The organism is Janthinobacterium sp. CG3 (assembly GCF_000344615.1).
GTDB lineage: Bacteria > Pseudomonadota > Gammaproteobacteria > Burkholderiales > Burkholderiaceae_D > Janthinobacterium.
On the sequence record NZ_KB467824.1, the window covers coordinates 1,598,494 to 1,619,485 of the forward strand.

Sequence of the window (20,992 nt, forward strand, 5' to 3'; positions counted from 1 at the left end):
CCAGTATAGGCGACTTGGTGTTTTATATGTATTACAGTATATTCACTATAAAGTATTCAAACGAGACTATAAATCACTTCATCTATGCATTTTTGTCACAAGTGAGACCATGGGACAATTCAGACAAATCTCCACCTTCGTCGACGTCGTGGCCAAGGGCAGCCTGTCGGCCGCCGCCCGCGCCGAGGGCATTGCACCGGCAATGATCGGCCGCCGCCTGGACGCGTTGGAACAGCGCTTGGGCGTTAAATTATTACAACGGACCACGCGCAAGCTGGCGCTGACCAACGAGGGCGCCGCCTTCCTGGAGGATTGCCAGCGCATTCTGGGCGAACTGGAAGACGCCGAAGCGGCCGTGGCGGAGCGCAGCGTCAAGGCCAGCGGCCACCTGCTGATCTCCGCGCCGGCCGGCTTCGGGCGCCAGCACGTGGCGCCGCTGCTGCCCTCCTTCGTCGCCGAACACCGCGACGTCACCGTCGCGCTGAATTTGAACGACCGCATCGTCGACCTGATCGGCGAAGGCGTCGACGTGGCCATCCGCATCGCCAGCCTGTCCGACTCGAACCTGGTCAGCGCCAAGCTGGCCGACAATATGCGCGTGCTGGTCGGCTCGCCGGCGTATTTGAAACGGTTCGGCACGCCGCAGACGCTGGCCGACCTGGCCAAGCACAATTGCCTGGCGATCAGCAGCGAGGGCAGCCAGCGCGGCTGGACCTTCCGCGAACACGGCAAGAACGTGACGTTGAAGGTGTCGGGCAATATGGGCTGTAACGACGGCGAGGTGCTACACGACTGGGCGCTGACCGGCAAGGGGCTGGCGTGGCGCTCGATGTGGGAAGTCGGCGCGGAGATCGAATCGGGGAAGTTGGTGACCGTGCTCGACCAGTACGCCGCGCCGGGCAACGACATCTACGCGGTGTTCGCGCAGCGCCGCCACCTGCCGCTGCGGATACGCGCGTTCGTGGATTTTTTGCGCCACAGCTATGCGCAGTCGGACTACTGGCGCGCGCCGGTCTTGTAGGTCGGATGAGCGATAGCGTCATCCGACGCTGGGCCGCCGGCGACGCCAGCCGCGTTACGCGCCGGCGCGCCAGGCCGACCGACAAAAACCGCGGCGTACAGGCGAAAAAAAATCCCCGGAGACCGAGGATTTCTTTATTTCGTTTGATTCAGCGTATTAGATTGGCTGAATGTTCGAAGCTTGCTTGCCCTTAGGACCAGCAGTCACTTCAAAAGAAACACGTTGGTTCTCTTGCAGGGACTTGAAGCCGTTCGACTGAATCGCCGAGAAGTGAGCGAACAGATCTTCGCCGCCTTCATCAGGAGTGATAAAGCCAAAACCCTTCGAATCATTGAACCATTTTACGATGCCAGTTGCCATTACAATTTCCTATTTCAGTTAAGTTGGGATTGCTCCCGTTATATCGTTTGAAGCAAGAAAGGAATGACAGACAAACTGCACTACTACCTCGAATCCAACGATTGCCTATTATACCCACTAAAACAGAAAAAACACGTTTTTACGCAAAAAAAACTTGCGGACACTGCATTGACGGCTTCAAATTTCCCTCAACCCTGTGGTGCAGTGCGCTGTTTCAGCTTAGAAGTCACTATAGCCAAGCGCCCCGCCCCGTACTTTGCGCTAGATCAAACGTGCAAACGCCTGTCAGGCCGGCGGCCCGCCCTTGGGGTCGTTCGCGGCCCAAGTCAGCAAACGCTCCACGCCAGCGCCCAGCGCCGCCCAGCCGGGCGCGTCGGCGCCGCCGCCGTCGACCAGCGAACGCAGCGCCTGCTCCAGCTGGCGGCACTCTTGCCCCAGCACGGCGAAGCCGAAGGTGGCGCCAGAACCGGCCACCGTGTGCAGCGCCGTGTGCAGCTCGGCCGACGCCGGCGCGCTCCACCGCTCCGCCCGGCAGCGCGCCAACGCCTGGCCGATACCCGCCAGCAGGCCCGGCACGCCGGCCGCGTATTTATCGCGCAACGCATCCAGGCGGGCGCGGAAGTCGGGGTCGATCAGCGTCGCCATGCGTGCGCGGCGCCGCTTACTTGGTGCCGAAGATGCGGTCGCCGGCGTCGCCCAGGCCCGGCACGATGTAAGCGTGCTCGTCGAGGTGCGAGTCGAGCGCCGCGGCGTACATCTTGACGTTCGGATGGGCGTTCTGGAACACCGTCACGCCCTCCGGCGCGGCCACCAGCGCCAGGAAAATGATCTGCTCGTCGCTGACGCCGCGCTTTTTCAGCACGTCGACCGCGTGCACCGCCGAATTGCCGGTCGCCACCATCGGGTCGCACAGGATGAAGGTGCGCTCGACCAGGTCCGGCAGGCGCACCAGGTATTCCACCGGCTGCTTGGTGTCGGGGTCGCGGTAGACGCCGATGTGGCCGACGCGGGCCGACGGCACCAGATTCAGCAGGCCGTCGCTCATGCCGATGCCGGCGCGCAGGATCGGCACGATCGCCAGCTTTTTTCCGGCGATGACGGGCGCGTCGATCATCATCAGGGGGGTCTGGACCGGGCGCGTCGTCAGCGGCAGGTCGCGGGTGATTTCGTAGCCCATCAGCAGAGTAATTTCCTTGAGCAACTCGCGGAAGGTGCGCGTCGACGTGTCGTGCTCGCGCATGTGGCTCAGTTTGTGCTGGATCAGCGGGTGGTCGGTGATGAACAGGTTGGGAAAACGCGGATCTTGTTTCATATTGTTTTGCTCTTTTCTGGAGAAGCGCCCGCGGCCTGAGGCCACCGCGCAAGTTGCTTTTTATTTACTATGGTTGTATACGCATTATCACAGCCAATGCCGCGCCACGTATCGAATTTCGTGAAATTTAGAGCAAAAACATGTCCACCGCCTCGTCGGCCAGCTGGTCCAGCGTGCAACCCTTGCCGGGCTGATACCACTGCACGCTGAAGTTGATCGCCCCCAGCAGCAGCAGGCGGGCGACCTTGCTGTCGCTCTTGACCTGGCCGGCCCGCTTCAACTCGCTGAGCGCGCTTTGCCAGACGCGGTCGTAGCGGTCGCGCAAGGCGACGATGCCCTCGCGCAGCTCGGGGCTGAGCGAGCGCCAGTCGTACAGCAGCACCGGGATGAAGTCGTGGCCGTCGCCCAGCACGGTTTCCAGGTGGGCGCGCACCAGCGCGTGGAACTTCTGGCGCGGCGGCAGCGCCCCGCCGACGATCAGTTCGACCGCCGGCAGGCACGACAGCAAGCCCTCCTCCATCACCGCCGCCAGGATCTCCTGCTTGCTCTTGAAGTGGTAAAAGGGGCTGCCGGAGCGCATGCCGACGGCGTCGGCGATGTCGCGGATGGTGGTGCCGTCGTAGCCGCGGTCGCGGAACAGGCGCGCCGACACGCGGATCAGGTCGGCGCGGCGGTTGCCGTCGGAAACGGCCGCCGCGGGGGCGGCCGGGCTAGGTGCCTGGGGAATTGTATTGGTCGTCATTTACGCTATTAAAGCACGAGCGAGAATCGCCGCGCAATCGACGCCGGCCGGCAGGCGCCCGTAGGCGCCGCCCACTTCGCGCGCCAGCCGCGAGGCGACGAAGGCCGACGCGACGAACGGCGGCGCGTGCCGCAGCAGCAACGCGCCCTGCACCGCCAGCACCACGCGCTCGGCCAGCACGCGCGCGCCGTACTCGTCCGTCTGCGACCGCGCCAGCTCGTCCAGCAGGCGCGCGGCGAAGGCGTGGAAGTCCGGGTCGGCCGTGCCGGCCAGCGCCAGTTCGGCCGCCAGCGCCTCGCGCGCGGCGCAGTTCTTGCCGAGCGCGCGCAGCAGGTCCAGGCACATCACGTTGCCCGAACCTTCCCAGATCGAGTTGACCGGGAACTCGCGGTACAGCCGCGCCAGCGGCCCGTCTTCGACGTAGCCGCCGCCGCCCATCACCTCCATCGCCTCGGCGCCGAAACCCGGGCCGCGCTTGCAGATCCAGTATTTGCCGGCCGGCGTCAGCAAGCGCCCCAGCAGCGCCTGGGCCGGGTCGGCGCCCTCGTCGAAGCAGCGCGCCAGGCGCAGCGCGAACGCGGTCGCCGCCTCCGACTCCAACGCCAGGTCGGCCAGCACGTTTTGCATCAAGGGCTGCTGCGCCAGCGGCTTGCCGAACGCGGCGCGCGCGCGGGCGTGGTGCAGCGCGTGCGTCAGCGCCGCGCGCATGATGGCGGCGCTGCCGAGCACGCAGTCGAGGCGGGTGTGGCCGGCCATCTCGATGATGGTCGGAACGCCGCGCCCCGGCTGGCCCACCAGCCAGGCGTAGGCGCCGGTGAATTCAACTTCGGACGAGGCGTTCGAGCGGTTGCCCAGCTTGTCCTTCAAGCGCTGCACGCGGATCTGGTTGCGGCTGCCGTCGGGCAGGTAGCGCGGCAGCAAGAAGCAGCTCAGGCCGGCGCCGCCGGCGTCCCCGCTCTGCGCCAATATCAAGTGGGCGTCGCTTTGCGGCGCCGAGAAAAACCATTTATGACCGACGACGCGGTACAGGCCCTCGGCGTCGTCCAGGCCGACCACGGCCGCGGCCTCGTCCAGCTCGACTTTGGTGGCGCGCGTGGCGTTGCTGCGCACGTCGGTGCCGCCCTGTTTTTCGGTCATGCCCATGCCAATCAGGGCGCCGCGTTTTTGGGCGATCGGCAGCGAGCGCGGGTCGTACTCGCGCGACAGGATTTTCGGCAGCCAGCGCGCGCCGATGTGCGGCGCCTGCCGCAGCGCCGGCACCGACGCGTAGGTCATCGTTACCGGACACTGCGAGCCGTTTTCAAGCTGGCCGAACAGCATATATTGGGCCGCCCGCGCCACCTGGGTTTGGCTGCCGTCCCACGCCGAGCAGTGCGCGCCCGATTCGATCAGCAGCGCCATCAGTTGGTGCCAGGCGGGGTGGAATTCGACCTCGTCGATGCGCTTGCCGGCGCGGTCGAAGTTGTGCAGCCGCGGCGCGTTGACGTTGGCCTGGCGCGCCAGGTCCAAGGTCTCGGCGCGGCCGAGGCGCTCGCCGAGCGCGCTCAGCGCCGCCGCCGAGGCGCCACCGCCCTCGCGCTGCAGCGCCTCGCGCAGCGCCGGGTCGCAGTCGAACAGGTTGACGTTTTCGAACGGCGGGGCTTGGTTGAATACTTCGTGCGTGTCGAACTGGTTCATGTGTTTGCTCTCCATGGTGGATGGGTGCCGGGGCGGATGAGCGACAGCCTAATTTCTGCTTCCACTCGTCGACGTGGGGGCTGATTTCGGCGTCGATGAAGCGCGTCAAGGTCGCCTGCAATTGCTGGTGTTCGTGGCTGTGGAACGCGGCGCTCCCGGTGGTATGGCGCGGGCTGGCAGGGCCGGTCGCACCGCGCAGATTTGACATTAGCGCAATCGGCCAAGCGAAGCAAGCAGTTGCTTTGCGGGTAAATTGGCACTACCATGGCGCTCAACTGGATTCCGCAGACCGTCGACGCCTACGCGCCGCGCTCGCAGCAAAAGGCCGCCGCCGCACGCGCCGCCGGCCGCTTCGCCTCGGTGGTGCTGCGCTTCATGCGCGAACTCGACGTGCCCGAGGAAAAGGTCAACGTCAACGGCGGCGCCATCGCGCTGGGCGAGGCGCTGGCGCGGCTGGAGGCGCTGGCGCCGCGCCGGCCGCCGAGCACGAGCTGGAACACCTGCTCGCGCTGACGCCGGCCCAGGCCGGCGACCGCATGGCCACGCTGGCGAGCTACCACGCGCGGCGGCGCTGGCCGAACGCTACGGCAACCGTTTCGCGCCGCCGCAAGCGCCACTCCAATTTATGTAGTCAGCAATTTAAAGACTGTTTTCTTTACTTCCATCAATGGCTATTCTGTATTCATGGCTGGATATTGCTACAGGGCGATTGCATGAAGGCGGAGCCGAGGCGATGAGCACAGCTTGTAGGTATCGCTTGTAAACTCTTTGAAAAAGGCGTTTACTCTCGATATTTGGGCGAGAAAAATGACAATCGGACCTATGTCGCTGCTGGAAGCATTCGATGAATTACGCGATCCGCGCGCGCGCGAGTGCGCATATCAACTGGACGAATTGCTGCTGGCCGCGATCTGCGCCGTCATCAGTGGAGCGGAAAGCTGGACCACGGTTGTGGAATGGAGCGAAATGAAGCTCGAGTGGCTGCGTCAGTACCGGCCGTTCGCCAATGGCATCGCCTCGCACGACACCTTCGGACGCGTTTTTTCCCTGCTTGACGCGAAGCAGTTCGAATCGTGTTTTGTACGCTGGATGGGCGCACTGTGTCCGTCGCTTGAAGGGCAGCACATTGCCATCGATGGCAAATGCGTGCGTGGTTCACACGATGGCAAACAGAGCGCCATTCATCTGGTGTCGGCGTGGAGCAGCGCGAGCGGCGTCACACTTGGGCAGGTTCGGACCGCCGACAAGAGCAACGAGATCACCGCGATACCGGAATTATTGGATACCCTGGACGTCAAAGGCGCCATCATCACAATCGACGCGATGGGGTGCCAGCGCGACATCGCCGCCAAGATCGTTGCCAGCGGCGCCGACTATGTTCTGGGTGTGAAGGACAACCAGCCCGTCTTGGCCGAAGCCGTCAAGCTGTGGTTCGACGCCGCCGACGCAGGCAAGATGGATCGTCCATTCTGGGAGCACATCCAGACCGAAAAAGATCACGGACGGATCGAAACCCGGCGCTGCCTTGTCACCAACGACATCGCTTGGCTCGTTCAGCAAAAACAGCATTGGAGCGGGCTGCAAAGNCTCATCATGATCGAGTCGACGCGCNAAATCATCGGGCGAAACAGCACCGGAACAGCCAGCGTTGAACGCCGCTATTACATCAGCAGCTTGCCGGCCAAGGCTGCAATGTTGGGCAAAACAGTACGGGCGCACTGGGGCATTGAAAACAGCATGCATTGGGTGCTGGACGTCGCATTTCGCGAGGACGGCTGCCGCGTGCGCGTTGGCGACGCGGCGCAAAATTTCGCCATCCTGCGCCGCATTGCCCTCAACCTGCTGAAGAACGAGAAAACGACGAAGCTCGGCGTCGCCTCCAAGCGCCTAAAGGCGGGCTGGAACGCCGACTACCTTGGCAAGGTGTTGGGCCTGGCCATCTGATCCTTCATGCAATCGCCCTGGATATTGCTATTTTCCATGTAATTTTCGCCTGTTCGGTGATACATTTCGTCTTGATGCGGCTTCATTTTGCCCGGGGCAATGTGAAGTTTCTGCCGGCCTACGAATTTAGTAGGAATTCTGACATGCAATAAAAGAAAGTTTAGAAACAGACGATGCTCTCCAGTTCACCCGCGATAGCCGAGCGCGCCCTGCGCGACACGCTAGACAACCTTCTGGAAGAGGCCGGCGACGTCGTGTTCCGGCTCGACCTGGAGGGACGGGTCCTGTTTGCCAGTGAACGCGCCGCGGCGCTCATTGGCGCGGCCGACGCGCCGCTCGGCTTACCCTTCACCGGACTTTTTTGCGACGAGGGCCAAAGCGCCTTGGCGCTGGCGCTGCAAGACGCCGCCGCGCCGCGGCATGCCAACGCGCGCCTGAAAACCCCGCAAGGCAACATCTGGTTCGCGCTGCGCGTGTCGGCTTATCTCGGCCAGGGCGGCCTGCGCGAACTGCTGGTGGTCGGCCACAACACCGACGCCCAACACGCCACCGAGGCGCACCTGCGCCACATGGCCACCCACGACGCCCTCACGGAACTACCGAACCGCTCGCTGCTGTCGGACCGCATCCGCATGGTCATCGCCCAGGCCAGTCGCTCCGGCCAGGGCTTCGCCGTGGCCACCGTCGGCCTGGACGGCTTCAAGAAGGTCAACGACGGCCTCGGCCACCCGGTCGGCGACGCGCTGCTGCGCATGGCCGCGGCGCGCCTGCGCAAGACGCTGCGCGACAGCGACACGCTGGCGCGCGTGGGCGGCGACGAATTCGTCGCGGTGCTGCCCGGCACCGCCAGCGACCCCCAGATCAAGCTCGTCACCGGGCGCCTGATCGCCACGCTGCAGTCGCCCTTTGAAATCGACGGCCACACGATCTACGTCGGTGCCTCGGTCGGCGTGTCGGTCTATCCGCAGCACGCCGAGGACGAGGTGCGCCTGGTGGCGCTGGCCGACGCCGCCATGTCGCACGCCAAGTCCACCGGCAAGGGCCGCTGCCTGGTCTACCACCCCGGCCTGTCCGGGCCGCCGGAGCACGACATCTCGCTGGAGGCGGCGATGTTCCAGGCGGTGCGCGAGGGCGAGTTCCTGCTGTACTACCAGCCCATCGTCGACGCCCGCACCCGGCAGATCCAGGGCTTCGAGACGCTGATGCGCTGGAAGCACCCGAGCTTGGGCATGGTGCCGCCGTCGCGCTTCATCCCGATCGCCGAAAGCAACGGCCTGATCAACCTGCTGGGCGCCTGGGCGCTGAAGGCCGCCTGCGTGCAGTTGCGGCAATTCGAAGAAGTTGCCAAGCGGCATCTATATATCTCTGTTAATATTAGTCCACGGCAATTTCGCAACGACAAGTTTCTTGATATTCTTGACGATGCGATTGCGTTTTCGGGACTGCGCGGTGAGCAATTGGTACTAGAAATTACAGAAGGCACACTGATGATCGACCCGGTGCACGCCGAAACCATCCTGACGAAAATGGCGGAACGCAAGGCGCGCATCGCCATCGACGACTTCGGCACCGGCTATTCCTCACTGGCCTACCTGAAGCGTTTCCCCATTTCCGTGTTGAAAATCGACCGCGCCTTCGTCAAGGACCTGCCGGACGCCGAGAAAGACGGCGCCATCTGCAACGCCGTGCTCGACCTGGCCAAGCACCTGTCGCTGTCGGTGGTGGCCGAGGGCGTCGAGACCGAGGCGCAGATGCTGTTTCTCGAGTCGCGCGGCTGCCAGTACATTCAGGGCTACCTGACCGGCAAGCCGATGCCGGCCCACGTCGCGCTGGCCGCGCTGAAGGAAAAGACCCATGCCGCGCTGCTGCCGTCGGAGCTGCGCCTGGGCGTCCAATGAGCGCCGCCTTCATCCCCGCCAGCCAGCTCGGCAAGAATACCCTGGAACTGCTGTGGGCGCGCACCCGCCAGCAGGGCGACATGCCCGGCTTCGCCAAGGCCGTCAGCGCGATCCTGGGGGCCATGCGCGGCGAGGACGAGCACGGCTTCAACATGACGCAAACGGTGCTGTCGGACCCGGTGCTGACGCAGAAGGTGCTGCGCCTGGCCAACAGCGGCATGTACTCGGCGTTCGGCCAGAGCGTCAACACGGTGTCGAAGGCGGTGCTGGTGCTGGGTATCGACGCCATCGGCCACCTGGCGCTGGGCCTGAAGTTGATCGAGGAACTGTCGCACGCGACGCCGGACTCGGTGAGCGCCCATATTGAAATGGAAAAAGCGGTGCTGGCCGGCATGGTGGCGCAGCAGGTCGCCAGCAGCGCGGCCAGCCAGAACGCCGAGCAGGCCGTGGTGTGCTCGATGCTGCACACGCTCGGGCGCATGATGGTGACGTTCTACATGACCGACTTCTGGGCCAAGCTGCAGGCGCACGGCGGCCCCGGCAACGAAAGCGCGGCGGCCCCGGACATCCTCGGCTTGACCCTGGAGGAAGTCGGCTACGCGACGGCGGCGCACTGGGGCCTACCGCCGCACCTGATCAGCGGTATGCGGCCGATGGAGCCGGCCGAAGCCGGCGCCGAGATCAGCCGGGCCGACTGGATGGCCGGGCTGTGCACCATGTCGGCGCGTTGCGCCGACTCGCTGTGGCACGACGACGACGCCGGTGCCGCCCAGGTGCAACTGCTGATCGGGCAGTACACCGAGATGCTCGGCGTGGCGCCCGACAACCTGGTCGAGGCGATTGAAAAAGCCAAGGCGATGGCGGCGCTCGACCTGTCGATCGCGCCGCTGTCGAAGCCGGCCGAGCGGCGCGCGCGGGCGTTGGCGTCGACGCGCATGCGCGCCGAGGGCAACCGTCTGCTGGTCAGCGGCCTGGCCGACATGCGCGACGCGCTCGGCAGCGCCAGCCCGGGCCAGATGGTGTCGATGGGCTTGGAGACGCTGTACCAGGGTTTCGATTTTTCGCGCGCGGTGGCCTTCGTGCGCAACCACAAGGAAAAGAAATACGTGGCGCGCATCAGCCTGGGGCAAAACATCAAGGATTTGCAGGCGCAGATGGCGTTTTCCGACGCCTACGAGCCGAACGTGTTCCACGCCGCGCTCAGCAGCGACCGGGTGATCTTCATTGAAAACGCCCGCGACCCGAAATTCGCCGCCAAGCTGCCGGCGTGGTGGAAGGCCACGCTGCCGGACGCGCGCTGCTTCGTCATCCTGCCGCTGTCGTCGAACGGCCAGCCAACCGGCTTCATCTACGGCGACTGGGACGACAGCTTCCCGGCGATCCAGCTGAACCAGGCCGAATTCGAACTCATCAACGAGATCCGCGCGATGCTGGTGAAATCGGTCGAGATGCGCCGCCAGCGCGAAATCATCGCCAACAAAGTCGCTTAACCGCGCCGTCAACAGGCGCGCGGCAACATCACAAGCACCGGCGCGGAGCCGGGGTCACGCCCTTGGCTTGCCCGTCAGGCCAGCTTCGGCGTGGCGACGCTGACGTCGCCGCACTGGGCGCGGTGCATCAACGCATGGTCCATCAGCACCAGCGCCAGCATGGCCTCGGCGATCGGTGTGGCGCGGATGCCGACGCAGGGGTCGTGGCGGCCGAAGGTTTCGACCATCACCGGTTTGCCCTCCTTGTCGATGGAGCGGCGCGGCGTGCGGATCGACGAGGTCGGTTTGATGGCGATCGACACCGTGATGTCCTGGCCGGTTGAAATGCCGCCCAGCATGCCGCCGGCGTTGTTGCCGACGAAGCCCTCCGGCGTCAACTCGTCGCCGTGCTCGGAACCCTTCTGCGCCACCGACTTGAAGCCGGCGCCGATCTCGATGCCCTTGACCGCGTTGATGCCCATCATCGCGTAGGCGATGTCGGCGTCGAGCTTGTCGTAAATCGGCTGGCCCAGGCCGACCGGGACGTTGTGCGCCACCACGTCGATGCGCGCGCCGATCGAATCGCCGTCGCGGCGCAACTGGTCCATCGCCTCCTCCATGCGGGCGATCAGCGCGGCGTCGCCGCTGGCGGCAAAGAAGGGGTTGTCGGCGACGTGCCGCCACGACTGGAACGGCACCTCGATGTCGCCCAGCTGGCTCATGCAACCCATGAAGACGGTGCCGTATTGCTGCAACAGCCACTTCTTGGCGATCGCCGCGGCGCCCACCACCGGCGCCGTCAGGCGCGCCGACGAACGGCCGCCGCCGCGCGGATCGCGCACGCCATATTTGTGCCAATAGGTGTAATCTGCATGGCCGGGGCGGAAACTCTCGGCGATGTTGCCGTAGTCCTTGCTGCGCTGGTCCTCGTTGCGGATCAGCAGCGCGATCGGCGTGCCGGTGGTGACGCCCTGGTAGACGCCGGAGAGGATTTCCACGGTGTCCGATTCCTGGCGCTGGGTGACGTGGCGCGAGGTGCCTGGCTTGCGGCGGTCCAGCTCGGGCTGGATGTCGGCTTCCGACAGGACCAGGCCGGGCGGACAGCCGTCGATGACGCAGCCGATGGCCGGGCCGTGCGATTCGCCGAAGGTGGTAACAGTAAACAGCTTGCCAAATGAGTTGCCGGACATAGTAGGGACGCGAAAGGCTGAAACGGTCAATTCTACCAGCCCGCGGCGGCTCGGGCGGCGCTATCGCGCGCAATCGGCCACTTTGATGCCGGCCCGGCGGCGAAACGGCGCGCCGCGCGCAAGCCGGCGCCGCAACAGATTGTTAAGAAATATATATTGTTTTTGATTAAATCTAGCGAAATACGCCGAATTCTTCTATCCTGCCGCGTATTGCGTCGCTGAATACGCCTAAACAGTCGTTCCGCATATCATTTCGCTATATACTTATTCACAAGAACACCGAGACATCTTGGAGAAGCGACACATGCCCGCACCGATCACCCCCCTTGAGCACAACAAGGACGATCACGACGATCTGGTATTCTTAGAAGAACATCCGACGCCGACATCGGCGCCGGCCACGCGCAACGTCTGGCGGGTGATGATCATCGACGATGACGAGGACGTCCATTCGACCACGACCTTCGCGCTCGGCAACCTCGACATGCAGCACCGGCCGCTCGAATTCGTCCACGCCTACTCGGCCGCGCAGGCGCGCGACCTGCTCAAGCACGAACAGGAAATCGCCGTCATCCTGCTCGACGTCGTCATGGAGCAGGACGACGCCGGCCTGCACCTGGTGCGCTACATCCGCGAAACGCTGAAACTGGCCGACGTGCGCATCATCCTGCGCACCGGCCAACCCGGCTACGCGCCGGAAATCGACGCCATCCGCGACTTCGACATCAACGACTACAAGACCAAGTCCGAGCTGACCCGCATCAAACTGTTTACCACCGTGACGGCGGCGATCCGCTCGTACGAGCAGATCCGCTCGATCAGCGCCAGCCGGCGCGGCCTGAACCAGATCGTCCACGCCAGCACCCAGTTGATGGCGCTGCACGGCGTGCAAAACTTCGCCGCCGGCGTGCTGACGCAGATCGCCGACCTGCTCAGCGTCAAGGCCGACGGCCTGCTGTGCGCGCAGGAATGCCCGGACGGCCGATGCCGCGAACTGATGGTCAGCGCCGCCGCCGGCATCTACAGCCGGCTGCCGCACGGCCAGATCACGGCGGCCGACGACGAGCGCGCGGTCGGCGCGATGGAGCGCACGCTGGAACAGCGCCGCAACATCTACAGCCACGACTTCGTCACCTTGTACTTCGCCGGCAAGGCCAGCCGCGACTTCGTCGCCTTCCTGCAACTGCCGCGGCCGATCACCGACATCGACGAGCGCCTGCTGGAAGTATTTTGCAGCAACGTCGCGGTCGGCCTCGACAACGTCGAGCTGGTCACGCACCTGCACAACGCCGCCTTCTACGACCAGCTGTCGAAACTGCCCAACCGCACCCGCCTGGTGGAAATCCTCGACGCCACGCTGGCCGGGCCGGCGCGCGACGACGCCACGCTGTCGCTGGTCGACCTCGACCACTTCGCCGAAACCAACGACGCGCTCGGCCACCAGTTCGGCGACCTGCTGCTGCTGGCGGTGGCCGGCCGGCTGCAATCGCGGCTGGGCCAGCAACTGACGGTGGCGCGCCTGGGCGGCGACATCTTCTGCGTGCTCGGCGACGCCGCCCAGGTCAACCCGGCGATGATCCTGGCGCTGTTCCAGACCCCGTTCAGCATTGACGGCCAGGACGTGCAACTGTCGGCCACGCTGGGCCTGGTGCGCCTGGGCGAGCACGACGGCTGCGGCGCCGACGCCCTCAAGGACGCCGACATCGCCCTGAAGCGCGCCAAGACCCAGCAGCGCGCCGGCCACTTCTACTTCTCGCGCAGCATGGGCGTGGAAATCCGCGAACGCGTACGCATGATGCACGCGCTGCGCACCGGGTTCGGCCAGAACCAGCTGTTCGTCGTGTACCAGCCGCAGATCGACCTGACCACCCGGCGCCCGGTCGGCGCCGAGGCGCTGCTGCGCTGGCAGACGCCGGACGGCAAATTCATCTCGCCGGACCGCTTCATTCCCATCGCCGAATACTCGGGCCTGATCATCGAACTGGGTGAATGGGTGCTGCGCACCGCCTGCCGCGAACTGGTGCTGCTGCGCGAACAGGGCCACCGCGACTTCATGATGTCGGTGAACGTCTCGCAGGTGCAATTCCGCCACCCGCGCTTCCTCGAAATGCTCAGCCAGGCGCTGGAAGACACCCAGGCGCCACCCGAATACATCGAACTGGAAATCACCGAATCGATGGCGATGGAAGAGCCGGACCTGCTCATCAAAATGCTGTGGCAAGTCAAGCAGACCGGCGTCAGCATCGCCATCGACGACTTCGGCACCGGCTTCTCGTCGCTGTCCTACCTGCAGCGCCTGCAAGTGGACCGGCTCAAGATCGACCGCGCCTTCGTCACCGAAATCACCGGCTCGGCGCGCGGCAGCAGCATCGCCGAAATGGTCATCCAACTGGGGCGCAACCTCGGCCTGGCGGTCATCGCCGAGGGCGTCGAAGACGAGCGCCAGGCGCAGATCCTGCAGGCGCTGGGCTGCCCGCTGGCGCAAGGCTTCCTGTTCGCCCGGCCGATGACGGCGGCGGCCCTGATCGGCTGGCTCAACAACGACGTCCTCGAAGGCGCCGCCTGACGCAACACCCCTGGGGTCAGGTCGCAATATGACCCCGGAGACAATCAAACGGGTATCAACGGCGCGACGGCGTGCAGCACGCTGTCGCGCAAGCGCTGCGTGGTCGGATCGGGCAGCGCCGCGGCGCGGTGCAGAACCAAGTCGACCCGCGGCAGCGGCGGCAGCCCCGCCGCCGCGTGGCCGAGCGCGCGCAAGCCCGGCGGCAGACCGATTTCGGTGCGCACCGTCACGCCCAGCCCGGCCGCGACGGCCGCCCACACGCCGCCCAGGCTCGGGCTGCTGAAGGCGACCCGCCACGGCATGCCGGCGCGCTCGAGCGCCTCGATAGCGGCCGTGCGCATCAGGCACGGCGACTCGAACAACACCAGCGGCAGCGGCTCGCCATCGACGCCCGCCACCGGCTCGGCCGAGGCCGCGGCGATCCAGCGCATCGGCACGCGCCCCAGCAGCTGCGAGTGCGGCATGGCGACGCCGCTATCCCACGCCAACGCCAGGTCGAGCTGGCCGGCCGCCATGCGCTCGAGCAGGGCGGTGTTGCGCGCCACCATCGCCTCTATCCGCACCTTCGGATGGGCGCGCGCAAAACGCCCCAGCACATCGGTCAGGATACGCTCTCCAAAATCCTCCTGCATCCCCAGCCGTACGCTGCCGGCCAGTTCTACCCCGCGCACGGCGCTGGCCGCCTCGTCGTTCAGCTCCAGCAAACGGCGCGCGTAGGCCAGCAGCGCCTCGCCGGTGGCCGTCGGCAGCATGCCGCGCCCGACCTTGCGCAGGATCGGGGCGCCGACCTGCTCCTCCAGCTTTTGCATCTGCGCGCTAACGGCCGACGTGGACCGCCCGAGCCGCTGCGCCGCCTTGGCAAAGCTGGCCAGCTCCACGCCGGTGACGAAACTGCGCAGCACATCCATGTCAAACGATATTCGCCGCATATACCATCCCGTTTTTTTGGACCAATACTTCATATATTCCCGATTTTCAGAATAACGATACGCCGCTATGCTGCAAGTGTCAATTCCGACCGCAAGCACAAGGAGAGCACACATGAGCACAGGTATCGGGCAACAGAGCATGGGCGACACCGCCCCCAAGCTGGCGGCGCTGACCGACGACGTCCTTTTCGGCGACGTCTGGGAGCGCCCCGGACTGTCCAAGCGCGACCGCAGCGTCGTCACCGTCGCCGCCCTGGTCGCCATGAACCGCGGCGCGCAACTGCCCTTCCACTTGGGCCGGGCGCTGGAAAACGGCGTCACGCGCGACGAACTCGGCGAACTGGTCACCCATCTGGCCTTCTATTCCGGCTGGCCGACGGCGGCGTCGGCGGTGTCGGCGCTGCGGCAACTCGACGCCGGCGCGGCGGACACGGGAGCGGCATCATGCCAATGACCCGCATCTCCCTCCTGAAGGGCAAGCCGCCGGCGTACCTGCAGGCTCTCTCGGACAGCCTGGACCGCGCATTGGTGGAAGCCTTCGAGGTACCGCCCAACGACCGCTTCCAGCTCATCCACCAGCACGAAGCGAACGAACTGATCTTCGACCGCCACTACCTGGGCGGGCCGCGCTCGGACGACTTCACCGTGTTCGCCATCTCGGCCGGACGGCCGCGCTCCGACGCCACCCGGGCGGCCTTCTTCCGCCGGCTGGTCGAACTGCTGGCCGAGGCGCCCGGCATGCGGCCGGAGGACGTGATGGTCAGCATCACCACCAGCGAGTCGAACGAATGGTCGCTCGGCGGTGGCAACGCCGGCATACTGGCGCCACCGGGAGCGCCGCGATGATCGCCATGCAGTACCGCTTCGTGCTGCCGGCCGACTACGACATGGCCGTGATCGAACGGCGCATCGCCGGCAAGGGCCACCTGCTCGACGGGTTCCCCGGCCTGCTGCTGAAAGCCTACCTCAGCGCCAACAAGCGCGGCGGCGGCCCAACCGACAACCTGTACGCGCCCTTCTACCTGTGGCGCGACAACGAGGCGATGAGCGCCTTCCTGTGCGGACCCGGATTCGTCGCCGTGTCGCAGGCGTTCGGCTGGCCCGCGGTGCAAACCTGGTCGGTGTGGCACGCCGAGCAGGCCGCGGACGTGGCGCGGGCCCGCTACGCCACCCGCGAAACGCTGGCGATTGCGTCGCACACCGCGCTGGAGCGCCTGCGCGCCGATGAAACGGCGGCGGCGCGCCTATCTTTCGAGCGGGACGGCGCGCTGGCCGTGGCGGTCGGCTTCGAGCCGAGAACGTGGACGCTGGTGCGCTTTAGCCTGTGGCGCGAACCGGACGGCGGCGCCGGCGGCGACCGCGTGCAGCGCTACGCGGTCGGCCACGTTTCACTGCCAAACAACGCAGGCGCGACACAGCACCCTGGGGTCTGACCTCCGGACAAACCACGGGCAAGGGCTGGGGTCGGACCCGAGGGTCCGGCCGCGTTTTTGACGCCGCGGATTTTATCTTGGCCAACTGCGGGCCAATGCAAAACGCCACCTGGGCGGGTGGCGTTTTGCGTTGGCTGCGCTGGCGCGCGAATCAGTCGGTGGTCTCTTCCGGCCAATCGCGGATGTAGGCCTTGAGCATTTTGTTCTCGAAGTTTTGCGCTTCCAGCATCGCCCGCGCGACGTCGTAGAAGGAGATCACGCCGAGCAGGGTTTTCGCGTTCATCACCGGCAAATAGCGCGCGTGCTTTTCCAGCATGATGCGGCGCACTTCGTTTACTTCGGTGTCCGGCGTGACGGTGATCGGGTGGTCGTCCATGTGCTTGCGCACGGTGCCGCCGCCGATGGTGCCCTTGTTTTGGTGCAGCGCCTTGAGCACTTCGCGGAAGGTCAGCATGCCGACCAGGTCGCCGAACTCCATGACGACGAGCGAACCGATATCTTTTTCGGCCATCGTGTTGGCCGCGTCCAGCAGGGGATGGTCGGGTGTGACTGTGTAAAGGATATTACCTTTAACTTGGAGAATTTCGGATACTTTCATTTGGGCCGCCTGTCCACTGTGAATAAGGTTTTAGTTATTGTAAGCCTTCCTGACGAATGTAGCGTATGCCCCGAGAAAAATCCAGTATTGCGTATTATCAAAGCGCCTGCCACGGCAAAATACTTATATAAAAGCCAAAAACGGAGTACGATCCGTGCCATTCCAACTTTTGCTGGAGACATCCATGAGCGCTCCGAAGTACCTTGGCTTTGACACCTTGTCGCTGCACGCCGGCGCGGCGCCCGACCCGGCCACCGGCGCCCGCGCCACCCCGGTTTATTTCACCTCCTCGTTCGCCTTCAAGGACTCCGACCACGCCGCCTCGCTGTTCAATATGGAGCGCGCCGGCCACGTCTATTCGCGCATCTCGAACCCGACCAACGCGGTGCTGGAAGAGCGCATCGCCGCGCTCGAAGGCGGCGTGGCCGGCATCGCCACCGCCAGCGGCCAGGCCGCCATGCACCTGGCCCTGGCCACCATCGCCGGCGCCGGTTCGCACATCGTCGCCTCGCGCGCGCTGTACGGCGGCTCGCACAACCTGCTGGCCTACACGCTCAAGCGCTTCGGCATCGAGACCACCTTCGTCAACCCGCGCGACCTCGACGCGTGGCGCGCGGCGATCCGCCCCAACACCAAGGTGCTGTTCGCCGAAACGCTGGGCAATCCCGGCCTGGACGTGCTCGACATCGAAGCGGTGGCGGCGCTGGCGCACGACAACCACCTGCCGCTGATGCTGGACTCGACCTTCACCACGCCCTATCTGCTGCGCCCGTTCGAGCACGGCGCCGACCTGGTGTTCCACTCGGCCACCAAGTTCCTGTGCGGGCACGGCACCGCCATCGGCGGCCTGCTGGTCGACGGCGGCACCTTCGACTGGCAGGCCGCCTACGACCAGAGCGGTCGCTTCGGCGAGCTGTGCGAGCCGTACGACGGCTTCCACGGCATGGTCTTCGCCGAGGAGTCGAGCGTGGCCGCGTTCGCGCTGCGCGCGCGCCGCGAGGGTTTGCGCGACTTCGGCGCGGTAATGAGCCCGCACAACGCCTTCGCCGTCCTGCAGGGCATTGAAACGCTGGGCCTGCGCATGGACCGCCACGTCGCCAACACCCGCAAAGTGGTCGAGTTCCTGCTATCGAATCCGGCCGTTGAATCGGTCTCGTATCCGGAGCTGGAGTCGCATCCCGACTACGCGCTGGCCAAGACGCTGCTGCCGAAGGGTTGCGGCGCCGTCTTCACCTTCAACATCAAGGGCGACCGCGCCGCCGGGCGCCGCTTCGTCGACGCGCTGAAAATCTTCTCGCACCTGGCCAACGTCGGCGACGCCAAGTCGCTGGCGATACACCCGGCGTCGACGACGCACTTCCGCGTGCCGGCCGAGCAGTTGGCCGCGTCCGGCATCACCGAGGGCACGATGCGCCTGTCGGTCGGCCTGGAAGACGCCGACGACTTGATCGAGGATTTGGCGCGCGGCCTGAAACTGTCACAAAAGGGAGCCTGAGATGCTGCTACAAGTACAGGGCGTGGACGCCTATTGCTACACCGGCGGCAAGGCCTTCGACGCCGCCCGCCCGACCGCCGTGTTCATCCACGGCGCGCAAAACGACCATTCGGTGTGGGCTTTGCAGACGCGCTATCTCGCCCACCACGGCTTCAACGTGCTGGCGCTCGACCTACCAGGGCACGGCCGCAGCAAGGGCGCGGCCAAGGCCAGCGTCGAGGCGCTGTCGCAGTGGTTGCTGGAACTGCTGGACGCGGCCGGGGTGGCGCGGGCGCTGCTGGTCGGCCACAGCATGGGCTCGCTGGTCGCGCTGGAAACCGCGCACGCGGCGCCGGACCGCGTCAGCCAATTGGCGCTGCTCGGCTCGACCTACCCGATGAAGGTGTCGGAGGCGCTGCTGGAGGCGGCGCGCAGCGACGAGCAGAGCGCCATCGACATGGTCAACATCTGGTCGCATTCGTCGATCGCGCAAAAGCCGTCGTTTCCCGGGCCGGGTTTTTATGCCATGGGCGGCGCGCGCCGGCTCAAGCAGCGCATCTCGCAGATCAATCCAGAGCGGGTGTTGTATACCGATTTTTCGGCTTGCAACGGCTACGCCAACGGCGCAGTGGCGGCCGCTTCGGTGCGCTGCCCAACGCTGTTCATCTTCGGCCTGCGCGACATGATGACGCCGGCGAAATCGACCAGGCTGCTGACCACCGCCATCGCCCACGGCAAGGTGGTGCAGGTCGACGCCGGCCACGAGTTGATGGCCGAGCAGCCGGACGCCGTGCTGGACGCGTTGTTCGCCTTCGCCAGCGCTGCCCCGGCGGCGTAGCCGGACGCGCCGCGTGACGTCGGGTTACGCTGCGCTAACCCGACCTACGATTTGCGCCAACGTGATTTGTCGTAATCCAACGGTTGGCGCCAACGTGCTTCGTCGGCGTCAGCGGCTCTTGCCGAAATACTCCGCCAGCGGCTGGTTCAAGCCCTCCTCCACCGCCGTCTCGACCTGGCGCGCCAGCACGGCGGCGTCGTGCGCGGCCTGCTGGTCGCCCTCTTCGCTGGTCAACCCCGGGTAGCCGGCGTTGACGGCCATGCCGCCGAAGACGAACAGCCGGTACACGTCGGCCAGCGAGAGCCGGTTCAAATTGGCCAGCAAGACCCAGTGGTCGGCGCCGTCGCTGATGTGCTTGCCCCACTGCACCCGCACCGAGGCCTCGACGTTGACGCGGCCAACCCAGCCCTGCCCCAGCATCCGTTCGAGCAGCGTTTCCATCTCGTCGAAACCGAGCCGGGTGCCGGCGCGGATGGCGCCGGCGCTGACCAGCGCCGTGTCGCCGCTGTGGCAGGCCGTGTGCAGCACCTTCAGGATCGCCATCGCGTCGACGAACTCGCCGCCCGGCGCCGCCTCGTGCCACCAGCGCTCGTATTTCACCACCGGCAGCGCCGCCACCAGCAGCGCGCCGACCAGCGTGATCATCCAGCTCAGGTAGATCCACACCAGGAACAGCGGCAGCGCCGCCAGCGCGCCGTAGATGCGCGAATAGGTCGGGAACTGCTGGATGAAGGCGCCGAAGCCGCGCTTGGCCACTTCGAACGCCAGCGCCGCCACCAACCCGCCCCAGGCGGCGTCGCGCCAGTCGACGTCGCGGTTCGGCACGGCGAGGTACAGCAGCGTGAACGCGCCCATGGTCAGCAGCACCGACACCAGCGTGTAGAACAGCGCGCCGAGGAAGGGCACGGCGCCCACCAGGCCGCTGGTGGCCATGAACACCTGCGACGTCACCGTCAGCGAGATGCCCACCAGCAGCGGGCCGAGCGTGACGATGGCCCAGTACACCAGCAGGCGCTTGCTCCAGCGGCGCTCGCGCTTGACGCGCCAGATGCGGTTGAAGACGCGCTCGATCAAGCCCATCATGCCGATCGACGTCAGGATCAGGGCCACCGCGCCGAAGGCCGACAGGCGCGTCGCCTTGGCCGAGAACGTCGTCAGGTAGCCCAGGATGGTGTTGGAAATCGCCTTCGGCATCACACTCTGGACGAAGTACTGCTCCAGCGCGGCGCGGAAGGTGTTAAACAGCGGGAAAGTGGTGAAGATCGCCAGCGCCAGGGTCAGCAGCGGCACCAGCGCGAACACGGTGGCGAAGGTCAAGCTGCCGGCCACTTGCGGCAGGCTTTCCTCGCGCAGGCGGCGGCGCGCGAACAGGCCCAGGTCGCGCACTTCGGACCAGGACAGGCCTTGCACGACGGCGACGCCGCCGCGGCAGGTGTGGAACAGGGAATGGAAAAACGGCTGTATATATTTTAAAAACATGTGACCTATAGGTGAAAGCGGCGGTTTCGCGCCGATGCGAGCCCGCAAAGCGCCCTATAATA

The 20,992-nt window shown here is 65.5% G+C and carries 19 protein-coding genes and 1 pseudogene; 11 read left to right on the forward strand and 9 right to left on the reverse strand.

Going from position 1 to position 20,992, the window contains the following annotated elements; genetic code table 11:
• The first annotated feature begins 109 nt into the window (after positions 1 to 109).
• Complete coding sequence (locus tag JANGC3_RS0106845; RefSeq protein WP_017875742.1) at positions 110 to 1,021, forward strand: LysR family transcriptional regulator; 912 nt, start codon at positions 110 to 112, stop codon at positions 1,019 to 1,021.
• 156 nt (positions 1,022 to 1,177) lie between these two features.
• Here JANGC3_RS0106845 and JANGC3_RS0106850 read toward each other — a convergent pair whose 3' ends face one another.
• From JANGC3_RS0106850 to JANGC3_RS0106870, 5 genes are all read right to left on the reverse strand, one after another.
• The gene (locus JANGC3_RS0106850; RefSeq protein WP_010398811.1) at positions 1,178 to 1,381 is read right to left on the reverse strand and encodes a cold-shock protein; all 204 of its coding nucleotides are present in this window, start codon (positions 1,379 to 1,381) and stop codon (positions 1,178 to 1,180) included.
• A 285-nt stretch (positions 1,382 to 1,666) separates the two neighbouring features.
• Entirely contained in the window at positions 1,667 to 2,026 is a 360-nt protein-coding gene (locus tag JANGC3_RS0106855; RefSeq protein ID WP_017875743.1) for an Hpt domain-containing protein, read from the reverse strand.
• A 16-nt stretch (positions 2,027 to 2,042) separates the two neighbouring features.
• Positions 2,043 to 2,693 (reverse strand): uracil phosphoribosyltransferase, encoded by a 651-nt coding sequence (upp, locus tag JANGC3_RS0106860; RefSeq protein ID WP_017875744.1) that lies wholly within the window; start codon positions 2,691 to 2,693, stop codon positions 2,043 to 2,045.
• A 127-nt stretch (positions 2,694 to 2,820) separates the two neighbouring features.
• Entirely contained in the window at positions 2,821 to 3,435 is a 615-nt protein-coding gene (locus JANGC3_RS0106865) for a TetR/AcrR family transcriptional regulator (RefSeq protein WP_017875745.1), read from the reverse strand.
• Positions 3,436 to 5,112 carry an isovaleryl-CoA dehydrogenase gene (locus JANGC3_RS0106870; RefSeq protein WP_026132664.1) on the reverse strand — a complete coding sequence of 559 codons (1,677 nt, stop codon included), beginning with the start codon at positions 5,110 to 5,112 and terminating at the stop codon, positions 3,436 to 3,438.
• A gap of 351 nt (positions 5,113 to 5,463) precedes the next feature.
• Here JANGC3_RS0106870 and JANGC3_RS33565 point away from each other — a divergent pair.
• From JANGC3_RS33565 to JANGC3_RS0106890, 4 genes and pseudogenes are all read left to right on the forward strand, one after another.
• A pseudogene (locus tag JANGC3_RS33565) lies at positions 5,464 to 5,559 on the forward strand (hypothetical protein); the annotation flags it as partial.
• A gap of 375 nt (positions 5,560 to 5,934) precedes the next feature.
• On the forward strand, positions 5,935 to 7,056 hold the full coding sequence (locus tag JANGC3_RS0106880; RefSeq protein WP_017875748.1) for an ISAs1 family transposase: 1,122 nt from the start codon (positions 5,935 to 5,937) through the stop codon (positions 7,054 to 7,056).
• A gap of 173 nt (positions 7,057 to 7,229) precedes the next feature.
• The gene (locus tag JANGC3_RS0106885; RefSeq protein WP_017875749.1) at positions 7,230 to 8,954 is read left to right on the forward strand and encodes a putative bifunctional diguanylate cyclase/phosphodiesterase; all 1,725 of its coding nucleotides are present in this window, start codon (positions 7,230 to 7,232) and stop codon (positions 8,952 to 8,954) included.
• Positions 8,951 to 10,444: an HDOD domain-containing protein gene (locus tag JANGC3_RS0106890; protein ID WP_017875750.1), complete on the forward strand. Its 1,494-nt coding sequence runs from the start codon at positions 8,951 to 8,953 to the stop codon at positions 10,442 to 10,444. Before JANGC3_RS0106885 ends, JANGC3_RS0106890 begins: the two co-directional genes overlap by 4 nt.
• 74 nt (positions 10,445 to 10,518) lie before the next feature.
• Here JANGC3_RS0106890 and aroC read toward each other — a convergent pair whose 3' ends face one another.
• Complete coding sequence (aroC, locus tag JANGC3_RS0106895; protein ID WP_017875751.1) at positions 10,519 to 11,613, reverse strand: chorismate synthase; 1,095 nt, start codon at positions 11,611 to 11,613, stop codon at positions 10,519 to 10,521.
• Between the two features lie 304 nt (positions 11,614 to 11,917).
• Between aroC and JANGC3_RS0106900 the strand changes: the two genes are divergently transcribed.
• Positions 11,918 to 14,179, forward strand: coding sequence for a putative bifunctional diguanylate cyclase/phosphodiesterase (locus JANGC3_RS0106900; protein WP_017875752.1), 2,262 nt, complete (start codon positions 11,918 to 11,920; stop codon positions 14,177 to 14,179).
• Between the two features lie 44 nt (positions 14,180 to 14,223).
• Here JANGC3_RS0106900 and JANGC3_RS0106905 read toward each other — a convergent pair whose 3' ends face one another.
• Positions 14,224 to 15,087 (reverse strand): LysR substrate-binding domain-containing protein, encoded by an 864-nt coding sequence (locus JANGC3_RS0106905; protein ID WP_017875753.1) that lies wholly within the window; start codon positions 15,085 to 15,087, stop codon positions 14,224 to 14,226.
• 133 nt (positions 15,088 to 15,220) lie between these two features.
• On the opposite strand from JANGC3_RS0106905, the gene JANGC3_RS28590 reads away from it, so the two are divergent.
• The 3 genes from JANGC3_RS28590 to JANGC3_RS0106920 are packed head-to-tail and all read left to right on the forward strand — an operon-like array spanning position 15,221 to position 16,541.
• The gene (locus JANGC3_RS28590; RefSeq protein ID WP_017875754.1) at positions 15,221 to 15,562 is read left to right on the forward strand and encodes a carboxymuconolactone decarboxylase family protein; all 342 of its coding nucleotides are present in this window, start codon (positions 15,221 to 15,223) and stop codon (positions 15,560 to 15,562) included.
• A complete protein-coding gene (locus JANGC3_RS0106915; protein ID WP_026132666.1) occupies positions 15,553 to 15,954 on the forward strand; it encodes a tautomerase family protein in 402 nt (133 codons plus the stop codon). Before JANGC3_RS28590 ends, JANGC3_RS0106915 begins: the two co-directional genes overlap by 10 nt.
• Positions 15,951 to 16,541 carry a DUF4865 family protein gene (locus JANGC3_RS0106920; RefSeq protein ID WP_017875756.1) on the forward strand — a complete coding sequence of 197 codons (591 nt, stop codon included), beginning with the start codon at positions 15,951 to 15,953 and terminating at the stop codon, positions 16,539 to 16,541. The genes JANGC3_RS0106915 and JANGC3_RS0106920 overlap by 4 nt, the downstream gene beginning before the upstream one ends.
• 151 nt (positions 16,542 to 16,692) lie before the next feature.
• Here JANGC3_RS0106920 and JANGC3_RS0106925 read toward each other — a convergent pair whose 3' ends face one another.
• Positions 16,693 to 17,139, reverse strand: coding sequence for a CBS domain-containing protein (locus tag JANGC3_RS0106925; protein ID WP_026132667.1), 447 nt, complete (start codon positions 17,137 to 17,139; stop codon positions 16,693 to 16,695).
• Between the two features lie 184 nt (positions 17,140 to 17,323).
• Here JANGC3_RS0106925 and JANGC3_RS0106930 point away from each other — a divergent pair, with 184 nt between their 5' ends.
• Positions 17,324 to 18,634: an O-acetylhomoserine aminocarboxypropyltransferase gene (locus JANGC3_RS0106930; RefSeq protein ID WP_017875758.1), complete on the forward strand. Its 1,311-nt coding sequence runs from the start codon at positions 17,324 to 17,326 to the stop codon at positions 18,632 to 18,634.
• Between the two features lies 1 nt (position 18,635).
• Positions 18,636 to 19,451, forward strand: coding sequence for an alpha/beta fold hydrolase (locus JANGC3_RS0106935; RefSeq protein WP_017875759.1), 816 nt, complete (start codon positions 18,636 to 18,638; stop codon positions 19,449 to 19,451).
• A gap of 108 nt (positions 19,452 to 19,559) precedes the next feature.
• Here JANGC3_RS0106935 and JANGC3_RS0106940 read toward each other — a convergent pair whose 3' ends face one another.
• On the reverse strand, positions 19,560 to 20,930 hold the full coding sequence (locus JANGC3_RS0106940) for a YihY family inner membrane protein (RefSeq protein ID WP_017875760.1): 1,371 nt from the start codon (positions 20,928 to 20,930) through the stop codon (positions 19,560 to 19,562).
• Between the last annotated feature and the right edge of the window lie 62 nt (positions 20,931 to 20,992).